At 37.6% G+C, this 24,901-nt stretch carries 23 protein-coding genes; 7 read left to right on the top strand and 16 right to left on the bottom strand.

What is annotated here, in order from left to right:
* Nucleotides 1-39 precede the first annotated feature (39 nt).
* From IGI37_RS18870 to IGI37_RS18855, 4 genes are all read right to left on the bottom strand, one after another.
* Entirely contained in the window at nucleotides 40-288 is a 249-nt protein-coding gene (locus IGI37_RS18870) for a hypothetical protein (protein ID WP_438763744.1), read from the bottom strand.
* Nucleotides 281-667 carry an RDD family protein gene (locus tag IGI37_RS18865; protein ID WP_438763743.1) on the bottom strand — a complete coding sequence of 129 codons (387 nt, stop codon included), beginning with the start codon at nucleotides 665-667 and terminating at the stop codon, nucleotides 281-283. The genes IGI37_RS18870 and IGI37_RS18865 overlap by 8 nt, the downstream gene beginning before the upstream one ends.
* 72 nt (nucleotides 668-739) lie before the next feature.
* On the bottom strand, nucleotides 740-1,732 hold the full coding sequence (locus IGI37_RS18860; RefSeq protein ID WP_438763742.1) for a LacI family DNA-binding transcriptional regulator: 993 nt from the start codon (nucleotides 1,730-1,732) through the stop codon (nucleotides 740-742).
* 241 nt (nucleotides 1,733-1,973) lie between these two features.
* Complete coding sequence (locus IGI37_RS18855) at nucleotides 1,974-2,645, bottom strand: helix-turn-helix transcriptional regulator (RefSeq protein ID WP_438763741.1); 672 nt, start codon at nucleotides 2,643-2,645, stop codon at nucleotides 1,974-1,976.
* A 345-nt stretch (nucleotides 2,646-2,990) separates the two neighbouring features.
* On the opposite strand from IGI37_RS18855, the gene IGI37_RS18850 reads away from it, so the two are divergent.
* Both IGI37_RS18850 and IGI37_RS18845 read left to right on the top strand, forming a co-directional pair.
* Complete coding sequence (locus IGI37_RS18850) at nucleotides 2,991-4,211, top strand: MFS transporter (protein WP_438763740.1); 1,221 nt, start codon at nucleotides 2,991-2,993, stop codon at nucleotides 4,209-4,211.
* A gap of 59 nt (nucleotides 4,212-4,270) precedes the next feature.
* Nucleotides 4,271-5,479 carry a MalY/PatB family protein gene (locus tag IGI37_RS18845; protein ID WP_438763739.1) on the top strand — a complete coding sequence of 403 codons (1,209 nt, stop codon included), beginning with the start codon at nucleotides 4,271-4,273 and terminating at the stop codon, nucleotides 5,477-5,479.
* Between the two features lie 153 nt (nucleotides 5,480-5,632).
* On the opposite strand, the gene IGI37_RS18840 is transcribed toward IGI37_RS18845, so the two are convergent.
* Nucleotides 5,633-6,520, bottom strand: coding sequence for a helix-turn-helix domain-containing protein (locus IGI37_RS18840; protein WP_438763738.1), 888 nt, complete (start codon nucleotides 6,518-6,520; stop codon nucleotides 5,633-5,635).
* Between the two features lie 94 nt (nucleotides 6,521-6,614).
* Between IGI37_RS18840 and IGI37_RS18835 the strand changes: the two genes are divergently transcribed.
* Nucleotides 6,615-7,355 carry a lysostaphin resistance A-like protein gene (locus tag IGI37_RS18835; protein WP_438763737.1) on the top strand — a complete coding sequence of 247 codons (741 nt, stop codon included), beginning with the start codon at nucleotides 6,615-6,617 and terminating at the stop codon, nucleotides 7,353-7,355.
* A gap of 104 nt (nucleotides 7,356-7,459) precedes the next feature.
* Here IGI37_RS18835 and IGI37_RS18830 read toward each other — a convergent pair whose 3' ends face one another.
* From IGI37_RS18830 to IGI37_RS18780, 11 genes are all read right to left on the bottom strand, one after another.
* Nucleotides 7,460-8,179 (bottom strand): response regulator transcription factor, encoded by a 720-nt coding sequence (locus IGI37_RS18830; RefSeq protein ID WP_438763736.1) that lies wholly within the window; start codon nucleotides 8,177-8,179, stop codon nucleotides 7,460-7,462.
* Nucleotides 8,176-9,807 (bottom strand): cache domain-containing sensor histidine kinase, encoded by a 1,632-nt coding sequence (locus IGI37_RS18825; RefSeq protein WP_438763735.1) that lies wholly within the window; start codon nucleotides 9,805-9,807, stop codon nucleotides 8,176-8,178. Before IGI37_RS18825 ends, IGI37_RS18830 begins: the two co-directional genes overlap by 4 nt.
* A gap of 106 nt (nucleotides 9,808-9,913) precedes the next feature.
* Entirely contained in the window at nucleotides 9,914-11,689 is a 1,776-nt protein-coding gene (locus tag IGI37_RS18820; protein ID WP_438763734.1) for a flavocytochrome c, read from the bottom strand.
* 330 nt (nucleotides 11,690-12,019) lie between these two features.
* Nucleotides 12,020-13,009, bottom strand: coding sequence for an inositol 2-dehydrogenase (gene iolG / locus IGI37_RS18815; protein WP_438763733.1), 990 nt, complete (start codon nucleotides 13,007-13,009; stop codon nucleotides 12,020-12,022).
* A 151-nt stretch (nucleotides 13,010-13,160) separates the two neighbouring features.
* The gene (gene iolD / locus IGI37_RS18810) at nucleotides 13,161-15,077 is read right to left on the bottom strand and encodes a 3D-(3,5/4)-trihydroxycyclohexane-1,2-dione acylhydrolase (decyclizing) (RefSeq protein WP_438763732.1); all 1,917 of its coding nucleotides are present in this window, start codon (nucleotides 15,075-15,077) and stop codon (nucleotides 13,161-13,163) included.
* The gene (locus IGI37_RS18805; protein ID WP_438763731.1) at nucleotides 15,074-15,394 is read right to left on the bottom strand and encodes a PTS sugar transporter subunit IIB; all 321 of its coding nucleotides are present in this window, start codon (nucleotides 15,392-15,394) and stop codon (nucleotides 15,074-15,076) included. Before IGI37_RS18805 ends, iolD begins: the two co-directional genes overlap by 4 nt.
* A 22-nt stretch (nucleotides 15,395-15,416) precedes the next feature.
* Nucleotides 15,417-17,024 (bottom strand): solute:sodium symporter family transporter, encoded by a 1,608-nt coding sequence (locus tag IGI37_RS18800; protein WP_438763730.1) that lies wholly within the window; start codon nucleotides 17,022-17,024, stop codon nucleotides 15,417-15,419.
* A 140-nt stretch (nucleotides 17,025-17,164) separates the two neighbouring features.
* Nucleotides 17,165-18,043, bottom strand: a complete 879-nt coding sequence (iolE, locus tag IGI37_RS18795; RefSeq protein WP_438763729.1) for a myo-inosose-2 dehydratase — start codon at nucleotides 18,041-18,043, stop codon at nucleotides 17,165-17,167.
* Between the two features lie 84 nt (nucleotides 18,044-18,127).
* On the bottom strand, nucleotides 18,128-19,087 hold the full coding sequence (gene iolC, locus IGI37_RS18790) for a 5-dehydro-2-deoxygluconokinase (protein WP_438763728.1): 960 nt from the start codon (nucleotides 19,085-19,087) through the stop codon (nucleotides 18,128-18,130).
* Between the two features lie 57 nt (nucleotides 19,088-19,144).
* Complete coding sequence (gene iolB / locus IGI37_RS18785) at nucleotides 19,145-19,975, bottom strand: 5-deoxy-glucuronate isomerase (protein ID WP_438763727.1); 831 nt, start codon at nucleotides 19,973-19,975, stop codon at nucleotides 19,145-19,147.
* Nucleotides 19,968-21,422 (bottom strand): CoA-acylating methylmalonate-semialdehyde dehydrogenase, encoded by a 1,455-nt coding sequence (locus IGI37_RS18780; protein ID WP_438763726.1) that lies wholly within the window; start codon nucleotides 21,420-21,422, stop codon nucleotides 19,968-19,970. Before IGI37_RS18780 ends, iolB begins: the two co-directional genes overlap by 8 nt.
* A 187-nt stretch (nucleotides 21,423-21,609) precedes the next feature.
* Between IGI37_RS18780 and IGI37_RS18775 the strand changes: the two genes are divergently transcribed.
* The 4 genes from IGI37_RS18775 to IGI37_RS18760 all read left to right on the top strand — a co-directional run bounded on the left by IGI37_RS18775 (nucleotide 21,610) and on the right by IGI37_RS18760 (nucleotide 24,897).
* A complete protein-coding gene (locus IGI37_RS18775) occupies nucleotides 21,610-22,368 on the top strand; it encodes a DeoR/GlpR family DNA-binding transcription regulator (RefSeq protein ID WP_438763725.1) in 759 nt (252 codons plus the stop codon).
* A gap of 295 nt (nucleotides 22,369-22,663) precedes the next feature.
* Nucleotides 22,664-23,179 carry a cell division protein gene (locus tag IGI37_RS18770; protein WP_438763724.1) on the top strand — a complete coding sequence of 172 codons (516 nt, stop codon included), beginning with the start codon at nucleotides 22,664-22,666 and terminating at the stop codon, nucleotides 23,177-23,179.
* A complete protein-coding gene (locus IGI37_RS18765) occupies nucleotides 23,176-24,507 on the top strand; it encodes a glycosyltransferase family 2 protein (protein ID WP_438763723.1) in 1,332 nt (443 codons plus the stop codon). Before IGI37_RS18770 ends, IGI37_RS18765 begins: the two co-directional genes overlap by 4 nt.
* An 18-nt stretch (nucleotides 24,508-24,525) precedes the next feature.
* A complete protein-coding gene (locus IGI37_RS18760; protein WP_438763722.1) occupies nucleotides 24,526-24,897 on the top strand; it encodes a hypothetical protein in 372 nt (123 codons plus the stop codon).
* Nucleotides 24,898-24,901: the final 4 nt, after the last annotated feature.

Below are 24,901 nucleotides of genomic sequence, written 5' to 3'. Positions count from 1 at the left end.
CTTTTTTTCTAAAACGTTTTAGTAATTGGCAGAAAGACTTCATTCATTAAAGTAATAATTGTTCCGAAAGAGGCCTACTATTAAACCAAATAAATAAATGCCAATGATTAACACCAGGTGCAGATGTAGAATCAACCCTAAAACAACTAACGGAATAAAGTATCCTCCGTAAGCCATCAGCATTTTTTTAGGGTGATAATCGTTTCGATAGACCCAAGCTAAAAAATAACTAATGACTGTTGTAAGACCTACTGGAATAAGCAAAGTACCTATTGCTAGCTCAGCCATATAAAACAACCTCACTTTTTCCTACAAGATCGTGAAGAAATTTTCCCTTCTTGAAAAAGAAAACTACGCTAATCAGTCCAACTAGCCAACCAAAAATAGGAATGAAATACAGAATTTTCATCACTTCACGCACACTATCCTCCATTATGCTAAAACCAGTATCTTTAACTCTTATTCTTGCAAAATATTTGCCTATCGTCTGTCCATCAAAAGAATGAATAGCTAAACTATTATAGATTACATATAATACAGCTGTGACAATCTCCGGGGTGAAGAACCCCTCCACCATTGTATTTACTAATAAATACAATGGTATATACACAATAATACCATCGATGATTCCTGCCAAAACTCGTTGAACAAAAAATAAATAGTTCATGACCATTCACTCCTAAAACGTTTTAGGTATACTCGAATTATATTTTCAATCGCTTTCATTGTCAACAGGAATTTAAAATATTTTTGCACTTTGTCGTTCAATCAGTTCAAAAGCAACCAGTGTATGCGCAACTTTTCCCGTCTCTATATGCTTGATTACATTTTTAGCAGCCACTTTGGCAATAGTCATCACATCTTGACGAACAGTTGTTAAAGTAGGTGTTGTATAAGAAGCCAATGTAATATCGTCAAAGCCTACTAGAGCGATTTGATTAATAAGCCCCAACTCTTTTAGCGCCTTCAAACAACCTATTGCCATCAAATCACTGGCGGCAAAAATAACATCATAGGTTCCTAATTCTTTCTTTTCAAATAAGTCAATAATCAGATCAAACGCTGTGCTTTCATTATAATCAGCATAGGCGATCTTAGGATTTTTCACAGCTTTTCTATAACCTTTTTCTCGTACGTGAGAGACGGTTGCTTTTGAATCACCATTAAGAAACAAAATATTTTTGAAGCCTTTTCTAACCAATGCTTTTGTCATTTCATAACTCGCTTTTTCATTATCAATACTGACTGTTCCAACCTTTTCGTTTGCTACGTGCAAGTCAATGGCAACAACAGGTAAATCGAATTCATTCAGTTCTTTATAATACGGATCGGTTGTACGTAGCCCCTGGATAATGACCCCAGAAATATTATGCTCATTACAAAACTGTCGCAAAGTCTTTTCCTTTTGCTTTTTTAGATTTGTCGAATAGAATACGAACTCGTATGTTGTATTATCCAAATACTCACTAACACCCGAGATAATTTCTAAAGGCATGGCTACTCCTCTGACAATCGCATCAATATCGTTTAGAATCAAGGCAATTGTTTTCTTCTGCTTACTCGATAAACTACGGGCTGCAGAGTTTGGAATATAGCCTAGTTCTTTAGCCGCATCTCTCACTCTCTTTTTTGTCTCTTCGCTAATATCCTCATAATCATTAAACACATGGGACACACTGCTGACCGAGACCTCAGCTAATTTTGCGACATCTCTTATAGTGATTTTTTTCATTATTTTGCCCCCTCTCTTATATGTATTCTATAGATTATTGAGAAAAAATCAAATTATATTTTTAATACTCTGATCACTTGGATAAGTTCGTTCTATTCAGTTATGCCTTCGAATATGTCCTAAAGAAAAACGCTAAAATACTCGAGGGGCCCGCAAGAAATATTTCTAGATTTGGACATAAAACCTCGACCCATATTCCTTAAGTCGAGGTTGCTTTCATTTATAATCATTAAACTGACGGCTAACTGAGTTTTTTTAAATAACGATAGAGCGTTGCCTCAGAAATTTTTAAGGCTGATGCTACTTCAGGAATTGACCCTTTCAATTGGAAGACGCCTTTTTGTTCTAGAACCTTGACAATCCGCAAGTTATCTTCACTACTGAGCTTAACAGAATGATTGGTTAAATCGACGCCAGCTGTTAAGTTAATTAAGTCTGCGATTGATTCAGGAAAATTCTCAACGTAACTAGGAACTTCCTCAACCTTGTTCTCATATTTTTCGTGAGAATGCCCCGCATTAGCCAGATTTAGTAGTTCGTTGGCCACTCCGGAAAGCTCTCGGCTCAAGTTGATTAATTTATTACCATTATAATTAATACACAACAAACCAAGCAAATTTTCATCCTCTTTGATAAAATACGTGGATGATCTCAACGACTGATTTTTTTTTGATTTCCCTTGATAATTTATGACAGAATTACTGGTTAAATATCTTTTTTCTCGAATCAATTCTAATGCAAAATCTGTCAGAGGAGAGCCAATTTTCCTGCCACTAATATGGCCATTTGCAATCGCAATAATGTGCGATTTTTTTTCTGACACTTCTTGTAACGTAATTTCATAATCCGCACCCAATGTTTCGCCCAAAAAAGGAACGAGATTCATATAATAATCTAACTTGTTATTCTTCATCTTTTCACCTCATAAAAAAATCCATCAGATTTAGTAACCGTTCTCATTGTAGCAAGCTTATTATACCATAGTTTACTTTATACTCCACTCTAGCTAATATGAACAATTAGTTATCAATTGACAATATTTTATCTTAGTGATAAACTTTTATCAAGTTGATAAAATATTATCTTCAAAAGAATCTCATTCAAATGAAAGAAAAAGCAGCCTTGTTCTTGTTCTGAGAATGATGATTCTTGAAACCGTCTTATTATCTGTCCTACCTCCAGCCACTAGTCAAAGACCTCAAAACCAAATGTGCCGTCACTTCACTCATTCGTATTTTCAAAAGGAGAATAGAAAGAAATGAATAAAAAGAACAAAATAAAGATTGGCATACTTGCAATAGCTCTTATTTCCCAATCAGGCGTCGCTCTATCCCCCTCTATTGCCACTATTGGTCAGGACTTCCCTGGAATATCTATATCACTTATCCAATCACTCGTCACTATCGGCGGCTTTACCGGTTTCTTCTCAGCGCTTCTTTGTGGAAAACTACAGGACTACTTCTCTTTAAGACAGTTAGGCATCTTTTCAACAGCTCTTGTCTTTATCTTTGGAAGTTTGCCTATCATCCTACACACAAACTTTTATGTCCTTTTAGTTTTTTCGGGAGTTGTCGGGTTTGGTACCGGAATGATTACTGTCGTTTCCCCTTCTCTTATCTCCACTTATTTTCAGGGAGATGAACGTTCTTCTTTCCTGGGAAAACAAACCGCATTTCAAGGAATCGGTAATATGGCAACCCTGGCAATCGGTGGTTATCTTGCCACATATGGTTGGGTCAATAATTATTATATTTTTCTATTACCTGCTATTAGTTTACTTTTATTCATCCTAATGTTACCAAAAGATATCAAATCCCCTCAATCTTCTATCAGTAAAGAAGAGGACAAAACTTTACAAACAACCGATAAAACGAGTAAGCTTTCCTTGACAGCAATTCCGGTCTTAACACTTCTTTTTGTAAGCGTTTCTATAACCGTGATAACTGCAGGCGTAATGAATAACGTTTCTATATTTACAGCTCAACACAACATTGGTGATACCTCAGTTTCTGGACTCGCGCTTTCTACGCTTAGCTTAGGTTCTATTTCTGCAGGTCTATTGATTAACAGAGTGACTAGGTTGTTCAAGAGCTACACCTTATTATCTGGTTATTTACTCCTTATCTTTTCCTTTTTATGTCTGCTCTATCTGCCAAATATCTTCGGCTTATTTGTAGGGAGCTATCTCGCTGGGCTCGGTGCAGGAATCGTGATGACAAGACTTGTTTTTCTTCTAACATCACTTGTAAAGGAAAAACTAATTCCAAAAGTAGTCAGTCTCTACTCTGCCTTCACTAGTATCGGTTTTTTTATCTCTGCCTTTTTATTAAATGAATTGTCTTCCTTATTTACAAACGATCTGACAAAGGGCTCATTTATCGTCTCAATCGTCTTATCTTTACTTATTTGTTTCTTACTTCTTGCAACAAAATTGGAAAATAAAGTAGTTTTCACAAACCAACTAGCTTTCGATAAGTAATCAAATATAGGGAACAGTTGGTTTGCAAAAAATAAATGAACTTAGAGAGGATTTTTAAAATGAAATACGATTTCACAACGATTATGGACCGACATGGAAAAGATGCAATTGCTGTAGACGGCCTTGGAAACTTCCCCGGCATGTCCCCCGAAAAAGCGAAAGAAGGATTCGATACCATTCCTATGTGGGTAGCTGATATGAACTTCCCGACAGTCCCAACAATCCCAGAAGCGATTATCGAACGCGCAAAACATCCGGCATACGGCTACTTCATTCCGTATGAAAACTATAGTCAAAGTATTATTGACTGGCATCAAAAAAGAAACGGCGTCACCGGACTTTCTGCTGAACATATTGGCTACGAAAATGGCGTACTTGGTGGAGTCATTACCGCTCTTGAGATTGCTTGCTCAAAGGGAGACAAAGTCCTACTTCACTCGCCCACCTATATTGGATTCACAGGCAGTCTAACCAATAATGGGTACGATATCGTTCACAGCCCACTATATCTAGATGATGAAAATATCTGGAGAATGAACTTTGAAGATATGGAAGAAAAACTAAAGACTCAAAAGATCCATGCCACCGTCTTTTGTTCCCCACATAACCCAACTGGTCGCGTTTGGGAAAAATGGGAAATCGAAAAAGCTATGGGTCTATTTAAAAAATATGATGTCTTTGTCGTCTCGGATGAAATCTGGTCAGACTTAATTTTAGCTGGCTCTAAGCATATCCCTACACAAATGGTCTCAGATGATGCCAAAATGCGTACCGTTGCTGTCTATTCACCAAGCAAGACATTCAATTTGGCCGGTTTAGTAGGCAGCTATCACATTGTTTACAATCAATGGATAAAAGATCGGATGGAGAAAGCTGGTTCATTATCTCATTACAACGCTATGAACGTCCTTTCAATGCACGCATTATTAGGTGCCTACAAAAAAGAAGGCTACGAATGGGTAGATGAGCTTCGAGCTGTATTGAGTAATAATGTAGAGTTTGCCGTTGATTTCATTCAGCAAAACTTTGAAGGTGTGACTCTTTCAAAACCACAAGGAACCTATATGATTTTCCTCGATTGTACGAAATGGTGTGAGGCAAACAAAAAAAATATGGATGAATTATTGAAAGCTGGTTATGACATCGGAGTTGGTTGGCAAGATGGTCGTCCTTTCCATGGCCCTTGCCACATCAGAATGAATCTGGCTCTTCCTTTGTCTCGTGTAACTGAAGCCTTCGAAAGATTAAACAAGTACGTCTTTATTTAAGGTGAATTTAGGCGAAAGTCATGCATCAGTCGACTAACTGAGGGACTGCCGCTCGGTTTGACCAATTGCATGTCTCGGCTTCGCCTAGTTTATATCAAAAACCCAAGCTCTTTGCAAACGAGAGCTTGGGTTTTCTTAATTGAGTATTTAATTTTATTTCACGCAATATCTTTCATAATAGCTACGTGCTTTTTCTTGATGAATCTGAAAAATAATCGTATAAAAATGAGTCTCTGATGTTTTAATGCAGTCTAATCCTTTTAGATACTCCGCCATCTTTATTTTGTATTCTGGATACGCTGTGTAAAGATGGACTAGGTAGGTGATGAACATTAGCTGAACTGATAAATGTAAATTATCTGCTTGTTGAATTCCTTCAGTATAACTCGTCAATGCCTCTTGACTCTTTTCTATTTGATTAGTTACTAATAAGCTTTGTATGTAGTCGAAATGAATATCCCCAAATTCTTCATAGTAAAAGCGTCTTTCATAGGATTGATACTTCTCTAATTCCCTCAACAATCGTTGATAGATTTGCTCAGCGTTGATTTTATCTTTTTCTGAAAGAGATAATAAAATAAGCTTGCCTAGAGCAATTTCTTTTTTCGTCCACATTTTCGAATTTTCAATTGTCTGAACAATTTCACTCAACGGCTCCCTTGAAAATTGATAAAAATTATTATTTGTAATCAGTACCAATAGATACGCACGCATAGCAGCATACCGAAGTGCAACATTTCGATCATATTTGTAGGTTTCATACACTTGATAAAGCTCTTCAAATTTCCCCGTATTGTATAACTGATCAATTTCGTGAGTGAGCTTTATCTGTTGACTTTCTTCCTGCTTTTCAGCAAAACAACCTATTTCATCTAATGAAAGACCCAGATTACTCAACAAGCCTTCGAACTTTGTGATTTCAACAGAATACTTCCCTGCTTCAAAATCACTGTAAAATGTTTTTGAAACAATCCCTGTATACACTTCCTTTTGCGTGAATCCTTTAGCTTTTCTAATTTCCTTCATCAATTGACCGTACATATAATCCTCCAATTCCTGTATACAGGAATTATAACTGTTTTTTTATTTTTTGCCCATGCTATAGTATAAAAAAACATATTTGGAGGAACAAAACATGTACAAAACTTATGCAAAATTAATCGTCTTCGCTATCATTCTTACCTTTACAATTAGCTTCTTTTCGGCAATCAGTATTGCCCTTAATGTCGGTGATCAAGGAGTGATTCTTTCGCAGATAGGCGCCTTCGCACTTTCCGCAGTAGGTCTTTTCTTCTATATAAAAAGAAAATCTATCACGCGAATGGAACTAGGTTTTAAAAAAGGACGTGTTGAACGAACACTTAGTTTATTCATGGGCGTAATTGTTCTAATTCAGCCTGCGATCTTGGGCCTGGATTGGACGATTGCTTTCTCGACTGTTCTGTTAATTGCTATTCAAATGATTCTAGTTGGATTTGTTGAGGAAGTCTTATTTAGAGGAATTTTCTATTACTACTTAAAAGAGAAAAAGACAAGCACGTATATCTTATTCTCAAGTATCGTCTTTGGCATTTTACATATTGCAAGTGGCTTAAATCCCGAAACTGCAGCCATGCTCGTTGTCTTACAGATTATCAATGCTTTACTTCTTGGGGTAGTCTTTGCGCTAATCTACTTACGAACAAAATCTATCTATGTAACAATTCTCTTTCATGGGCTATTTAATTTACTTGCCTCTATTACGCCTGTAAGCAGTCTTAATAAAAACATTTTAGCCGTTAGTTTCCTACTTATCGCCTACTCAATTTTCATTTTATTTTCGTATAAACAAAGAAAAACTAACGCCCTAGCTTCCGACATTCAACGCTCTATTTAAACAAAAATAGCCACAGAGTCAAGAGTTTGATGAAATGAAACTCAGGTCTGTGGCTATTCTATTGTTTACTTAGTTTATTCTATTTTCCCTTAAAAACCAACAAGCTACTTCGTGAAGTGGACTTTTAGGTAATATTGTTTGGGCGATAGTCCGACCTCTTGCTTAAAGACTTGGCTGAAATAATACTGATTTTTAAAACCTGTTTGTTGCGCCACCTCGTAGATTTTTTTGCCATCCGCCATTTGTTCTAATAATTTCTTGGCTTTATCTATTCGCAATTCTCTCAACAAATCGACAAACGATTGATTAAAGGTCTCTTTTACACGCTTAGATAAGTAGTTAGGACTTAAGTTTAATTCTTTTGACAAGACACTAAGATTAAAATCCGGATTCTCCACATTTTTTCGTAAAGTAGCGACGACCGTTCCTTTAAACGTCGAGTCAACCTCCTTCAAATCAACTTCTTGATATGTTTTTGTCATCACTTCATTAAATTCTTCACGATCAATCGGCTTTAACAAGTATGCCGTCACACCATACTCAATCGCTCGTTTTGCATAATCAAAGTTCTCATATCCAGAAATGATGATAATTTTGACCTCCGTATTGATTTCTCTAATTTTAGAAATTAAAGACAGACCATCAAAAAAAGGCATATTTATGTCAATTAAGGCAATATGAATGGTTTCTTCCTGCATAATTTCAAGCGCATCGTAGCCATTTTTAGCTTCCAAAATCATGGAATGCCCTAATGATAGTGCTTGGATTCGCTTAATGAAATTCTTTCGGATAATCGACTCATCGTCAACCACTAAAAAGTTCATTTATACTCCCCCCTTCGAATTTTTGGATGACCCACTTCTGCAATGAAATAGGCCCCTTCTAAACGAATCGATATTCCATACTCAGTACCATATTGATTTTTGAGTCGTTGATTAACATTGTACAAACCATAACCTGTCGACGTCTGATTTGTCTCTAACGCTTGATTTAGTTGCCAAACCTCTTCTTCGGTAGTCGTATAGTTTGTATTGGCAATCGTCACGCAAAGGTTCGACCCTTTTTCCTGTAGCAAAATCTGAATCTCTCCTTTTTCCGCACTCATTCGAATGCCATGATATAGCGCATTCTCAATCAACGGTTGTAAGGTGAACTTCAAAAACATTAAGTCTTTTGACACCTCATTTTGAACCGTAAATTCAAAATCATCTTCATAACGCAACTTCATAATATTCAAATAGCTTTCAACATGCACCAGTTCTTGCTCCAAAGCGATATGGACACGGTCATCACTTAACCCCACTCGATAAAAGCGAGCCAAATCCCCTACCGCATGCTCCACTGCTAACATTTCTTCATTGTTTGCGAGTGACTGAATCGTTTCTAATGTATTATATAAAAAATGTGGTTTGATTTGAGAATACAACGCTTTGTTTTCTGCTTCAAATGTCAGCTTTTGTTCCCGAATGAGCTCAGTTTTCTGTAATTGAATTGCCGCTATTAACTGATTATACCCATCCTCTAAATTTTTAATTTCATGAATTTTTGAAGGTTGACTGATGGGCAGATACTGGTGTGAGACCACTTGTGACATCCCCGTCTCAATGTTCGTAATTGATTTTTTTAGTCCCTTGACTTGTTTATAGGTAATAATGGCCCCAATAGCAATTAAGAGAACCACACCACAAATAATAAACACCCAAAAATAGGTTAAATTACTGTACAACCGTTTGTTAGGAATCGCTAGCTGAACCAATAGATTAGAGCTACTTGGAATCTTTTTCGAAAAATGAATACTCCCCGTTTCATCAAAGCCCTTTCCTACTAAAAACTCATCCGAAACCTCATCATATAAGGCAGATTCGACCAACTGACTATTATTGGTTAATAATTTTTTTAATTGCGTCATCGGCAAAGCCACACTAAGATAGCCTTTAACTTGGCCTGATTCATCCAGAACCTTCGTTACAATCAACACCACTTTTTGATTATCCGCCTTGGAGGAAATCAATGAGGAAACAACATGATTTTCGCTGCTCTGCTGAATTCTCTCAAAGTAACGCCGATTGCTAACATCAAATGAAGAACCATTCGTTAAATACTTTTTCCCAGTTAGTGTGATAAAACCCATGCTGTCATACTCATGTTGATCAAACTCTCGTTGTTTTGACAGCTTAGTTAGGAGCATCGTTTTATTCTTCGAAGAAAACTCTTGTTCCCCAAAAATAATCCCCATTCGCTCCATAATTTCAATCCGACTTTCTAACCATAGATCAATCTCATTTGACTTGGCCTGCAACAATTCATTGCCCAAAGTCGAAATATCTGGATAGACATTCTGTTTTAAAAAGATGACAGCACTGAGTAAAAAAAGTGAGCTAATTAAAACTAGTGAGAGAATTAGCGGCTGAATCACCACTTTTAAAATAGTGTCTCGTTTGAAAATTTTCAATAAACTCTCCTCCTCTACTAGCTGCTTACCAAATTTTTCAGTCATTTCTATCTATAGAAAAAAATGAATTACCCCTAGGATAACCCATTTTTTTCTGTGATTCAATTTACTTTGCCACGTTACTTCCTGCGATTCGGCCAAAGACGATGATGTCTGTAATCGCATTGCCGCCAAGTCGGTTCGTTCCGTGAATACCACCTGTCACTTCACCAGCCGCATACAAGTTAGGAATTGCTTTCCCGTCTGTATCCAAGACCTGTGCATCAGTATTAATTGTCAAACCACCCATTGTATGGTGTGTCGAAGGAACAACTTTTTGGATATAGAACGGTCCTTCTTCGATTTTGTTAAAGACGCCTGTTTTCTCAAAATCAGGATCTTTTTCGTCTTTCACGTATCCGTTAAATTGTTTGACAGTCGCTTCAAGCGTTTTCGCATCCACACCTGTTTTTTCTGCTGCTTCACTTAATGTACTACATTCAAAAAGAATGTCATTTTTCTTCATTTCTTCAAATTCTTTCTCGTGAACCTTTGTCATGTTCCCAACCGTTTCAATTTCTTGGCCCCAAACAAGGTACGCATAGCCGTTTTCTTGATCAAGAATCGCGTTTGAAATGTCATCACGACGCCCGCCTTCATTGACAAAACGTTGGCCACCTTGATTAACTAAAATTGCCCCATCAAAACGTGAATTCGCTACATAAGAGATAATCCCTGTTTCAGGGTTAGACGTTGGATACACTTGGATTTCTTTCATATCCACTAGACCCGCACCAGCTTGTTCGCCCATCACAATTCCATCACCTGTACTCGATGAAACAGCCGTTGTCATGAATTTTTCATCATAGTGACTGTTATATTTTTTTCTCATTTCGACGTCTGCAGCAAATCCACCACTAGCAAGAACGACCCCTTTGTTTGCATGGAATGTTACTGTTTTGCCGTTATTTTCTGCTTTTACGCCAACGATTTTGCCATCTTTTTCAATTAATTCAACTGCTTTTGTATCTAAAAACAACTCTGCTTTGTTGCCTTTTGCAGCTTCCCAAAGTTTATTTGTTAACTCGACCCCTTTATTGCCTACAGGAACAACTGAACGAGGGACACTATGACCACCGAACTGTTGCACACGGTCTTGAATAAATTCCGCTTTAATATCGTCGCGCATCCACTCATATGCTTCCAATGCATGGTCAGCCACAACTTGAACTAATTTAGGATCCGCAATGTTGTCTCCACCCTTTAGAGCATCTTCCACAAATGATTCTTTGCTATCTTCAATGCCCATATTCTTTTGTAAATCCGATCCAGGAACGTTAAATGCACCACCTGAAACGGCCGTATTACCGCCAATCGCCGAACTTTTTTCTAAGACAGCTACTGAAGCGCCTGCTGACGAAGCTTCGACCGCACTAGACAGACCGGCACCACCTGCACCAACTACAAGGACATCAAAAGTATATTCTTCTTTATCCAACACATTCCCTAATGTAATTTTTTTATCTGTTACAAAATCTTTATCCGTAGCACCTGCTTTTTTCAGCGCGTCTTTTACGGCTGCAATATAACCTTCTGATGAAGCCGTCGCACCTGATAATGCCTCAATATGTACAGAATTATTTTCAACAATCGCCTCACGAATTTGTTCTAGAGTATCTTCCCCTAGCCCTTTTGTCTCTTGGCTTTTCAGTGTGTTAACTTCTGTAATTTTGCCATCCTTCAACACGACCTGTACTTCAATTTCGCCACCATTCCCATTACTTGAACCTGAGAATGTTCCATCTTTAATCTTGCTGTCTTCTTTCGCTGAACATCCTGCCAACAATACTACTAAAAAGACAATTGCGACACCCATTATTTTTTTTACAACACTCTTTTTCATAGTTCCCCTCCGCTTGTTTAATATTTCACAATTAAGTTTACTATCTACAAACGAAAAAGTATTTATAATAAACCGACACTTTTTTATAAAATTCTACACTTAAAAGTATAAAAAGCTTCCCTAACTATCATCCTTTCTCTAAAAATCAAGATATCTCTGTCTTATCTGGCTACCAAAATAAGTGTACTAGCGATCTGTTTAATCGTTAGTACACTCTATGTCAGGCTTATTTTATTGATTCAGTTGAACTGCTGTAAGAGAAATTGAATGATCATCGTTTGACTCACAATAGAATAAGACTTATTTATTTGAGCACGCTCTTTGTTACAATTATTCGATATTAATCACTTCACCCGTCATTAATGACTTTTTAGCAGCCTGTGCAATTTTGACTGCTTTCACGCCATCTTCCATTGAGCATGAGATTGGTTTTCCTTCTAAAATACTGTCAGCAAAATAATTCAGTTCTGTATCATATGATTTCAGATATCGTTCTAAGAAGAAGTATTGCGGTTTTTCACTAACCACACCCAACTTACCAGAATATACGGTATTTTCTTGTAAATGGTTACTATTTTGTAGCATTCCTTCTGAGCCAAACACCTCAATCCGTTGATCATAACCATACACTGCTTGGCGACTATTATCTATTACACCAATCGCACCATTTTCAAAGGTTAGTGTAGTAACTGCCGTGTCCACGTCATTGTATTGAATGATGTTCGAATCAACTAGACCAGCCCCTTGTACAAAGACTGTTTCTATTTCACCGAACATATAACGTGCCATGTCGAAATCATGAATGGCCATATCCATAAAAATTCCACCAGAGTTAGCTAAATATTGAGCAGGTGGCATTTCAGGATCTCGAGAAGTAATTTTCAAAATGTGTGGTTGGCCAATCTCGTCCAAGCGATTTTTTATTGCTAAAAAGTCATCGTCATAACGGCGATTAAATCCTACCTGCACAATGACACCAGATTTCTTAACCGCTTCAAATGCGTCGGTAATTTCTTCAAGATTAGACCCAACAGGCTTTTCACAAAAAATATGTTTTTTAGCTATCGCAGCCTGTTTAATTTGGCTCGGATGAAGAGAAGTAGGTGAGCCAATAACCACTGCATCCACCTCTGAATTTTTAAGCACTTCTTCATAATTCTCTACAAATTGAATACCTGGAAAATCTGCCTCAAAATCAGCAGGCTTAACAATGTCACAGACCATCGTTACATGAAATTTAGGATTAGCTATTAAGTTTTCCATATGAATTTTCCCGATACGTCCAAAGCTAATTATTGCCACACGAATTTTCTTTTGCATAATTTTCTTTTTCCTCTTTTCTAGTTTGACTCTGACTTAAGAAACATACAACAAATCTATCATTAGAAATTCTGTAAAGAATGCTAAACTGATGGCTCTATAAAAGTTGCCCTCAAAAAGCAATTTCAAAGACTAACATTCCTACAGAGCATTAGTACGGTCGAGCAAGCCTACGCTCTTTTACTTTTTGGTTTGTCATTTCTTGTACCGCATCCAGTTTAGAAATTTCTGGAATTCCAACATTCCACCATGAACCCGTACTGTCTGATGACATGGTTTTTGGTAAGACTTTGATATCAAAAAAGGTCGTCCCTAGCTGCTCTTGTGAATCCTTTAATGCCTCTTTTAATTCATCAAGAGTATGCACACGATAGACAACGGCTCCATAACCTTCTGCAACTTTGGCATAATCGATAACCATAATTTTTCCGTTATGATCCAGCCATTCGGTTCCGTCTGAGGTCAAACCATGTTCCATTTGAAGGTTGTTGATACAGCCATAGCCTGCATTATCAAAAAGTAGAATGTTAATCTTCTTTCCATATTGTAAAGCAGTCACTAACTCTGTATGCAACATTAAAAATGACCCATCCCCAACCATTGCGTAGACTTCTTGATTTGGAACGGCTAACTTCACACCTAAAGCTCCCGCTATCTCATAGCCCATAGTTGAGTAGCCGTATTCTAAATGATTCGTATTTTCAGCTTTGGCCTGCCACAATCTTTGGAATTCTCCAGGAAGAGATCCTGCTGAAGTCACAATTACCGCATCATCTGCGACAAAATCATTAATTGCAAGAAAGACTTCCGTCTGTGTCAATCCTGTTTTTAATGTTTTAGAATAGTCTGCTAAATGTTCTTTGGTAAAGTGATTGGCTATTTCAGGAATAAATGATTCATCTTCATAATGACATTTTGAAAGTCTTGCACGTGCCATCAGTCCTTCTTTTTTCCAATCAAAAATTTCGTTTCCCCAAGAAGATTGATACTCGTTTAACAACGGGATTAATTCTTGCAAAGTAGCCTTTACATCTGCCACTATGCTCACAGCATCTAGTTTGGAAGCTTGAAAGCGATTGACATTAACATTTAGAAATTTTGCTTTCTCAAAATCATAAATCGTTTTTGAGGAGGTCACAAAATCATTGTAACGTGTGCCTAAGCCAATCAGTAAATCAGCTGACATAACTGCCTTATTTGCAGCTTCTGTGCCTAAAACTCCTGTTCCTCCAAGATTATAGGCAAAGTCAGAAATCACGGTGGACTGACCAGCATGTGTCATAACTAAAGGAATATTCCCTTTCTCAGAAAGCCTCTTTAACTCCTCTTGTGCTTCAGAATACTTAGCGCCACCACCCACAATAATGACTGGTTTTTTAGCTGCTTTTATCAATGCACAAGCCTGTGACAATTCACGCTTACTTGGATATCTTCTATCTAAATAATGAACTCGTTTTTGGAAAAATTCTGTTGGGTAGTCATAAACCATCCCTTCGACATCTTGAGGAATGGCAATAGTAACCGGACCTGTGTTTTCCCAAGAAGTAAGGACTTCAAAGCCATGAATTAATGCCGTCATCAATTGTTCCGGACGTTCGATTCGATCCCAATACTTAGATACAGGCTTAAACACGTCATTTGTTGTCATACTTACAGATAAAGGGTTCTCTACTTGTTGCAACACAGGATCTGGTTGACGTGTTGCCCAAGTATCTGCAGGTAATAATAATACAGGTAAATTATTGGCATACGCCGTGGCGGCAGCAGTAACCATATTGGCTGAGCCCGGTCCCGTAGACGCCGTAACTGCAAAAATTTTCCGCCGCAACATTTGTTTTGCGTAAGCCACTGCAGCCAGAGCCATGCCCTGTTCATTTTTTCCAGCATAGTGTTTGAGATGACCTGGATCAGCTTCAATTGCTTCTCCTAAGCCCAATACGATCCCATGTCCATAAATATGAAATATGCCTTCAACAAACGGTGTCTCTACCTCTTCAAATGAGACATATTGTTGATTCAAGAACTTAACTAAGGCTTGAGCAGTTGTCAGTTTAATCGTTTCTGTCATTTGTTCTCCCCTTGTATTTGCTGAACAATATGTGGGATATTCATGTATAGAAAGTCATGATCTGAAATCATTAAAACTTCTGCCCCTTTCGAATATTTATCCAGCAATTGTTGCGCAATTTTAGCGTGTCTTCGAATTTGCGGTGTCAGAAGAAGTACATCATACTTCTTCTGTTTCATTTTTTCTTCCAGCCCTGAAAAAGAAACATAACTTACATCTATATTTATCTTTCTTTCATCAAGCTCTTGAGCTATTTTATAAAGTAAGGAGCTAGCTGTAATCCCTGCCTCACAAATGATTAAAATACTTTTTTTCATGTTTGTATTCTCCAAATCTTAATTATGAATGTCCAAATAAAAGTGGTGAGAAGATGGCATATGTCACAATAACGATTGCTATGACGATTCCTCCAACCAACTTACCGTGCTTCCATGGTACAATATCTACTTTAGGAGCATGAAAAGCCTCCATAATAAAATCTGCTTCTGGTTTGAGTCTTGGCAAAAGTAGCATGATGCCCACTTCTAGGAAGAACAACACACCAAGTACATACAAAAAGTTAATCTCTGAAAATACAAAGATTCCTATTGCATAAAGTACAATATGAATGCCTATGATACATTTTGCAGAAAAGGCTGTTGCTTTTTTAGACCAAAAGGCAAACAGAATAATAACCAATAAAGGAACATTGTATAAGCCATTAAATTGTTGGATGAATTGATACAAGCCGGCTGGTGCATAGGTAATGAATGGTGCAATCACAATACATATCAAGCCAACTAAAACTGTCGTGACCTTCCCGACATGAGCCACTTGATGATCTGTTGCTTTTTTGTGAATCATCCCTCTATAAAAATCGAGTGAGAACAGTGTAACTAATGAGTTTAGTGCGCCAGAAAAACTGGATAAAACAGAACCTAGAATAACTGCTCCATAGAACCCATTTAAAATTTCAGGAACCACTTTAACTAAAAGTGCTGGATAAGAAGCATCTGAATTGTTTAAGAACTCATTTCCAAAAACATTCCGAGCAATAACTCCCGGAAAAACTAGGAATAGTGCGCCAAATATTTTATAGACCCCTAAAATCATCGTTCCTTTTTGTGCAGCTTCAAGTGATTTCGCAGCAAATGCTTTTTGAACAATCATTTGGTTCGTACACCAGAAGTACAAATTATTGAATAACATGCCTGTCAAAAGCGCTGGCCAAGGAACGTATTTAGAATCTAATGCCCCGACCGAATTAAGTAAACCTTTTACTGGTGAATGATAGACAACCTGTTCCACTCCTCCAAGAAAACTGCCATGACCAAGTAACATCAAGCCAAGAATTGGAACGATTAATCCACAAACTAGAAATCCCACCGAATAAATAGTATCAGAATGGGCCGTCAAGGCTAGTCCACCCATCAAAAGATAGGCAATTGCCATCAAGCCAGTCACAATACAAATCGCGACAACCGCGACAACGGTAGACACCCCAAGCATTTTATCGATATGGAAAATTTCATTAAATACCAATGCACCAGAATACAATAGTACTGGTAAAAACGAAGCGACATACGTAAAAATGAACAACCCTGAAATAACTCGTTTAATGGTACGATCGTAGCGCATCTCTAGAAAGTCTGGAATAGTATCAATTCCATATTTGAAATATTTTGGCAAAAAGATAAGACCCAATGCGACAATAGCCACAGTCGAAGTCACTTCCCATGCCATGACTTGCATCCCTGCAATATATGATTGCCCATTTTCTCCAACCATTTGATCGGTAGAGAGATTCGTTAAAATAATCGCACCAGCTACGTTGATGGCTCCTAAGGATCGACCGCCCATAAAATATCCTTCTGAACTTTGAATGTCTACTTTTTTGGATTTACGGTACGAATAGACCCAAATTCCTATGACGACAGTAAGAAAGCTTATAATGATCCATTCCTGCATAGTTTAGCCTCACTTTATTTTTAATCGCAATCTATCTGCGATTCTCTTCAAAACACTCATATCACCACGAATACCATCTATCGTTTTATTCGTGGTGATAACCTGCTATCATTCAATTAATCAATTTCCACCGAAATCAATTAAATTCCTGTGACTTCTCTAATATACGTACGGGCTTTCTTTGCATAAACAAACGGATTCGCCTTGGCAGGATCTTGCTCTGCTTCCACCAAAATCCATCCCTCATAATTAGAGGCCCGAATAGCTTCCCATATTGGGACAAAGTCGACCATCCCATCTCCTGGAACAGTGAATACGCCTTCTTTAACCCCTTCTAAAAAACTTTTATGATTGTTACGAACATCAGCCATTAATTCTTCTCTAATGTCTTTTAAATGGATATGTTTTATCCGACTTGCATATTTTTTGACGATAGCAATTGGATCTTCTCCGGAGAACGTCAAGTGACCGGAATCAAAAAGTAGATAAACTTTACTTGGATCTGTTTCAGCCATAAGACGATCAATTTCAGAGGTCGTTTGTACGCCCGTACCCATATGATGGTGATAAACAATCTCCATATTCTTCTCATGAGCAAGATCACCTAATGCATTAAGACCTTGAACTAATAACACCCACTCTTCGTCTGTAAAAACGGGCTTCTGATCATAAATTGCTTTAGGTAATCCTTGAATTGAGTGCGTTTGTTCAGAAACAACAATTACTTTGGCACCCATTTCAAAAAGAAAATCGCGGTGTTTGATAAAGTCTTTTTTTGTTTGTTCGAAGTCAGAAATAACAAAAGATGAAAACCATGCAGAAGCAATAGACATCCCTCTAGGTTCCAAGTAACTACGTAACTCTACAGGATTTTTGGGATACTTATTACCAATCTCTGTTCCCGTAAATCCCGCTAAAGCCATCTCACTAATCGCCTGCTGAAACGTATTCTCTGCACCTAGCTCTGGTAAATCATCGTTTGTCCATCCGATGGGACAAATACCTAGTTTAATGTTCATGTTATCCTCCTATTAGTTTTGTATGGATAATCCACCAATCAAATTACTCAAATTGGTTACTGTTCTGTTGCTGTTCATAAAGAATCAATCCTGTTCTTCAATTAATGCTTCAATCTCTTCAATTGTCGGCATAGCTTCTGATGAAGAATGTTTACTCACCACAATAGCTGCCGCTGCACTCCCAAATTTAAGTGCCGTTTCAATCGTTTTTTCCTTGTTAATTGCTGCAATAAACGCCGCCGCATATGAATCACCTGCACCAAAAGTTTTTAGTACTTTCGCATCATAGGCTTTCCCTCTAGTTACCGTGCCATTTTTTTCGTATGCAAATGAGCCCTCGACACCATGCTTAATCACAATTAACTCCGGCTGGTAATTAAACAGCTCATGGACCGTTTCAGTATTTACTCCTTCCTCTTTATTTTCTAATCTATCAAACTCGTCTCGTGTACCAATAACGATGTCAGACTGTTGCGCAACCAATTGATAATACGTCGCTGTCTCTTGTTTTGAATTCCACGTATAGGCACGATAATCAAGTTCCATAATCACTTTAACTCTATTCTTTTTCGCAATAAGAAGCGCTTTCAAAACTGCTTCTCGAGAAGGACTTTGGGCTAACCCCGTTCCTGAAATTAACAGATACTTCGCCTGTTTAATATACGCTTCTGAAATTTCTTCTGGGCGAAGGTATAAATCGGCCACTTCCTGTCTATACATAAGAATGCTACATTCTTTTGGACTACGAATCTCAGTGAATGCAAGACCTGAGTTATGTCCTTCTTTATCTGTGACTATTCCTTCTGTGTTAACCCCGGTTTCCTCTAAGTATTGCGTAATAAATCGCCCATGCTGATCATCCGATACTTTTCCTATAAAGCCTACGCTTAGCCCCAACTTACTTGTCCCTATCGCAATATTGGCTGGAGATCCCCCAACATATTTACTAAATGTTTTTGTTTCTTCCATTGGTCGATTATATTCGACTGCATTCAAATCAATCGCTGCACGACCAATCGCAATTAAATCATATCTCTTTCCCACGTTACCATCCACTTCCACTCTCTAAATCTTATTTTTTATTCATAAGCTAACAAATTTCTATTTTCGATCAAGAATCCACTCATGATCTTTCTCGTTATGGAACTGCCAAATCTTTGTAGGACCGGCCATAATATTTAGATAGTAACTCCTATAACCATCTGGTACAGAAACGGGATGATACCCCCTCGGCACAAGGACCATTTCTTCGTTATAAATAGTCATCGTTTCATCAATCAGACGATCATCTGTGTAGACATGTTGAAAAACAAATCCTTTACTTGGTGCCATCTCATGATAATACACTTCCTCTAATAAGGATTCTTCTGGGAGGTTGTCTTGATCATGTTTGTGAGGTGGATAGCTAGACCAATTCGCCTGTTCCGTGTAGACTTCCACTACCAATAATTTATCTGAGATTGAACTCTGATCATCCAATATATTATGAACTACCCGTTGATTATTATATTTTCCACGATGCTCTACACGATTATCTGCGGCCTTAATTAAGCAAGTTTTATTCTCTTTTCGAGCTGAAGGCGCAAAACACAGCATCACCTTTCCTTCCTCTGAGCAAGTTATATGAAAGGTTTTCCCTTCTCCGATGTAGACACTATCTGTCGGGACTTTTTCAAAAACATTCTGCCTTGTACCAACATTTTCAAAGGAGCATCGACCATCTTCTATCGTATATTTCCCCGTTAATGCCACAATACAGACCTCTTTTCCCATCAAACTCAGTGAATAAGTTCCACCTTCTTTCATACGGAAAAGTTGAACTTCAATATAGTCAAGTGCACTATTCTCTTTGGTGATATGATGCAACAACTCCACCTCTTCACTCACGGAAAAAGCAATTTTTTCTCTTCTAAAATTAACCAATTTAAACATCTTCTTTCGGATAGCGTGCTGTTACAACTTTACGATGTGTATAAAACTCAATACTGTCTTTCCCATTCGCATGTAAATCTCCATAAAATGAGTCCTTCCAACCAGAAAATGCAAAGAAAGAAACTGGGGCAGGAACACCTAAGTTTATACCAATCATCCCCGCATCAATTGTTTCTCGGAAATAACGAATAGCACTTGCATTATTTGTAAAGATACACGCACCATTTGCTAAGCTATGTGCGTTAGCAATCTGAATTCCTTGTTTTAATCCCTTGATACGAATCACAGAGAGAACAGGTGCAAATATCTCTTCTTTCCAGATTGTCATTTCAGGTGTCACATTTTCGAAAATAGTCGGCGCAACAAAATAGCCTTTTTCAAACTTATGTTCACGACCATCTAACCTCAAAGTAGCTCCTTCAGCCACTCCTTTTTCGATGTAGGACAAGGTTCGTTCTTGGTTCTCACGGCGAATGACTGGCCCTAGGAAAACCCCTTTTTCAAGACCATTTCCAATCTTTATTTCCTTTGTTGCTTTGACTAATTTATCCATAAATTCATCATAAATCTCATCTTCCACTTCAAGAACTGTACAAGCCATACAGCGCTCTCCAGCTGAGCCAAACGCAGCTGAAATGACATTCTTAACTGCATTCGCAATGGCCGCATCTTTTAAGATAATGGTGTGGTTTTTTGCTCCGGTTAATGCTTGAACACGCTTAAGATTACTTGTTCCTGTCTTATAAACGTACTCTCCCACCCCTTTTGAACCAACAAATGAGATTGCTTTAACCTCTGGATGATTCAAAAGTCCGTTCACTACTTCATGAGAGCCATTTACAATATTAAATACGCCATCTGGAAGCCCCGCCTCTTTTAATAACTCAGCCAAACGATTGGCCAAGAGAGGGGTTTTTTCTGAAGGCTTAAGAACAAAAGTATTCCCCATAACAATAGCCATTGGAAACATCCAACAAGGAACCATCATAGGAAAGTTAAAGGGAGCAATCCCTCCCACAACACCGATAGGATATTTGTAGTTAGTCGCTTCAACATCCGTTCCAACTCCTTGAAGAACATCTCCCATCATTAGCGTAGGTGCAGCAGCAGCAAATTCGACATTTTCAATCCCCCGACCAACTTCTCCTAATGATTCAGCAAGTGATTTTCCATTTTCCCTTGTAATAATCTCAGCAAGCTCTGATTTGTGTTTTATTAAAAGCTCATGGAAAGTGAACATAATTCGTGCTCTCTTAATAACGTCTACATTTTTCCATACCAAAAAATTCTTTTGGGCGAATTCAACTGCTTCATCAAGTTCTCCTCTTGTAGACAGTGGAACAGTAGCTATCACTTCTTCTGTTGCTGGATTATAAACTGGTTCAAAATACTCTGTGCGACTCTCTATCCACTGACCATTGATAAAATTTTTAATTGTTGTTGGCAATTTTTTCCCTCCTAAACTTTTACTCGCTCATTGTAAACCTTTTCATTATAACCGTCAACACTTTTTGTATATTTTTTGATAACTAATTGAGTATATTTATGTTATATGTTGATTATATTGTGGTATTTTTTGTTTTTGTGGTAAAATCTATGTATTCGAACAATATAATTAAGAAGAGGATGTCCGTATGAAATCGAAACGAATAGATGAAATCGAAGCGTATGTCATTGAATTAGGAAATGTTTCATTTGATGACTTATCCAAAAAATTCAAAGTCTCTCTAAACACCTTACGCCGAGATATTAACGAATTGATTAAAAAAGGAAATATTGAAAAAGTTTATGGTGGCGTTCGTTCTATACAGGGAAGACTCATAGACTACAAAGTAAGAAATATCACGAACTCAAGTGCGAAAAGAAAAATCGGAGAAATTGCAGCGACTCTAATTGAGGAAGGGGACGTCATTTACATCGATTCAGGTACGACAACGGTACAGCTACTTACTTATTTGAACCCGACGACTCGCTGCACCATCTTGACAAATAACTTTGATGTCATTGAATTCTGTACCTATCACCCTAACCTAGAGCTTATTGTTCTGGGATCTCATTACAAATTCTCAACCCGTTCTTTCGTGGAGCTCTCTTATAATCAAGAATTAACTTCTGTTAATATTAATAAAGCATTTATGGCTGCCACAGGAATTGGTATAAAAAATGGTGCGACAAACTCTGATGTTTTGGAGCAACAAATAAAAAAAGCAATTTGCCAAAGAAGTCGTGAAATTTACTTGTTAGCAGATCATACAAAATTTGGTCATACAACCTTGATGACCTATTCTTTGTTAGAAGATTTTCATACGATTATTTCAGATAAAACACCTTCATCTGACTTTTTAGATTTTTTTGAAGAAAATGATATTCGTTTTTTGACAGAAAAGAAATAAGCGATAGTGAATTTTCCACCCTAACAAAAACCCATTAGAAATTTTTTCTAATGGGTTTTCAATATCATAATACAACAGAATATATTCTATTATATTATGATATATTTTATTCTCCTCTTATGCTACAAGTTATAATCGTTATTTTTTCAAAAATTTTCATTTAGTGTTATGATAACTTTTGAAAATTGAATAAAACTAGATTCTACTCCCCTCACTCCTAAATGGCGTCTAGAAGAGGAGGAACTTGTTTAATCAATAACGAATGATATATAAATAATACAAAGGAGAGGATTGTATGTCTGAAAAAACTGTAGTCAGCCGGCAAGAGGTCTCTGATCTACTTGTTGAAGATGTCTATTTCGAAAAAGGACATCTTAAAATCAAACTGTTTCAATCAACAATGGCGATCATCGGTTGGTTAGGCGTCATCTTACCTTTTATTTGGTTACTGATTCCTGTAATTTTTCCGAAAGCTGCTCAAAAAACGCATTTCTTCCTATATAAAGAAGAACTAACGGCTTTAAAATTTTTATTAATTTTCCTTAGCCTATCATTTTTTGCTATTTCTCTAACTTACATCTTACTCACGTTTCGAAACAACTATCGTTTCAAACATTCCCTTCAAAATGAGAAGCTGTATGATGAGGAACGTTTAGACAAGCAACGAGAATTACTAAATGATGTCTACACGGAGCGCTTTGGAACGAAAGAATTCCGACAATCCGTCAAGTTTTATTCGGTCAAAGAGGAACAAAATTTTGATACCTCTTTCATCAAAGAATTATACAAAAAAGGAAATGTCGACTTATGATTCCTAGTATCCATACGGGCAGTTCTATCTTAGATAGTCTACTGATCTTACTCTATTTAGTTCTGATTACCTACCCGATTTTAGGTGGTTTCGCCTGGTTTATTGGGGTCATGTGCTATACCTTTCTCTTTCGCCATAAACAAAAAGATTGGGATCGGATCCCTTCTGATATAGAACCTTTTATTACCATCATGGTCCCTGCGCATAACGAAGAAATCGTCATCAGAAACACGATTGAGTACCTCATGACCAAAATCAATTATGAGCATTATGAAGTGATTGTACTTGACGATGGTTCCACTGACAATACGCCGTTGATTTTAGCCGACCTACAAAATCAGTATGCAAAATTACGAGTCGTTCGTATTGAAAAAAATAAAGGAAAAGCACACGCATTCAATATTGGAGTCGGTTTTGCTAAAGGGGAGCTCATTTTAAGTAATGACGCCGATACTGTGCCAGAGCCTGATGCTTTGAATCATTACATTAACTACATTTTACGGCCGGAATCAACCAATATTGCAGCTATTACAGCCAATATGGATGTCCAAAATCGCAATAAATTGATTGCCAAATCACAGACCGTCGAGTTTTCCAGTATTGTCGGAGTGATTAAAAGGACTCAAATGGGGGTTCTCGGAGGACTTTATGCTTACAGCGGAGCTAACACGATGTATCGAAAGGACGCCCTAATAGATGTTGGCTTGTTCCGACAAGACCGAGCTACAGAAGATATCAGTATTGCCTGGGATCACCAAATGGACGGTTGGCTTTCTTTATTTGGTCCGAAAATTATGTTCTACATGGAAGTACCAGAGACGTTAAAAATGCTTTATCGTCAAAGAAAACGTTGGGCAAAAGGCGGTACTGAAGTCTGGTTAACCAACGTCACCAAAATTTTGGGCCACCCGTTTCGAAATATCGGGCACACCATTATGTTTCTCGATCAAACGTTCAGTATCATTTGGTCGTTCTTTTTCTGGCTATCCTCTGCTCTTTTTATCGGACTCGGACTCAAGTTTTTCCTTGAGGGCAACACAGAACGCATTTATCACATGTTAACGATGGCCTTCTTATTCGTTTGTTTTGAAATGATCTCGGGTACCTTCCAGTTAGTCGCCTCTTTAATCGTCGATGACCGCGGTCGAAAATTGAAATATTTACTTTTCGCTCCGCTTTACATGCTATTTTATTGGATGATGAATGCATTAACTATCTTGACGACCTTCATTCCAGCTGTAAAAACCATTATGGGGCTAGGCTCTGGAACCTGGAAGAGCCCCGAGCGTGCAGGTGCGTCGCGTTCCTCAAGCACTCAAACGAAATAAGCAAAAGGAGGAGCTATCTTGAAAATCATTCCTAGTCAAACGTGTGGCAATTCGCCCAAAAACCAATTTGTTGAGACCTATTCTATTCATTTACTCACAAAAAATCAAAACGAGCTAAACAATCTAACCGATTCAGCCATTATGATACAACTCCCAAATGGTCCGGTCATCAATTCCCTTACTGACCTAGATCAACTGGAACTAGCATTTGAGACCCTAACCTGCCTCGTTTCGATTGCTCATGGTAGACATGGTTCCTTTCTAGGCGCCATTCGTCAAAAGGACTCAGAAAAATTGATTGCCGTTCATTATGAATTCAAAACGTTGAAAGCAGATAAAATCAAACACGTGACTCTTTTTGAGCCATTACCTATCTCCCAAACGACTTAATGTC

This window comes from Enterococcus sp. AZ194, assembly GCF_051713825.1.
GTDB lineage: Bacteria > Bacillota > Bacilli > Lactobacillales > Enterococcaceae > Enterococcus_K.
Note: the sequence above shows the minus strand (reverse complement) of the source record. Positions and strands in the feature narration are given on the sequence as shown.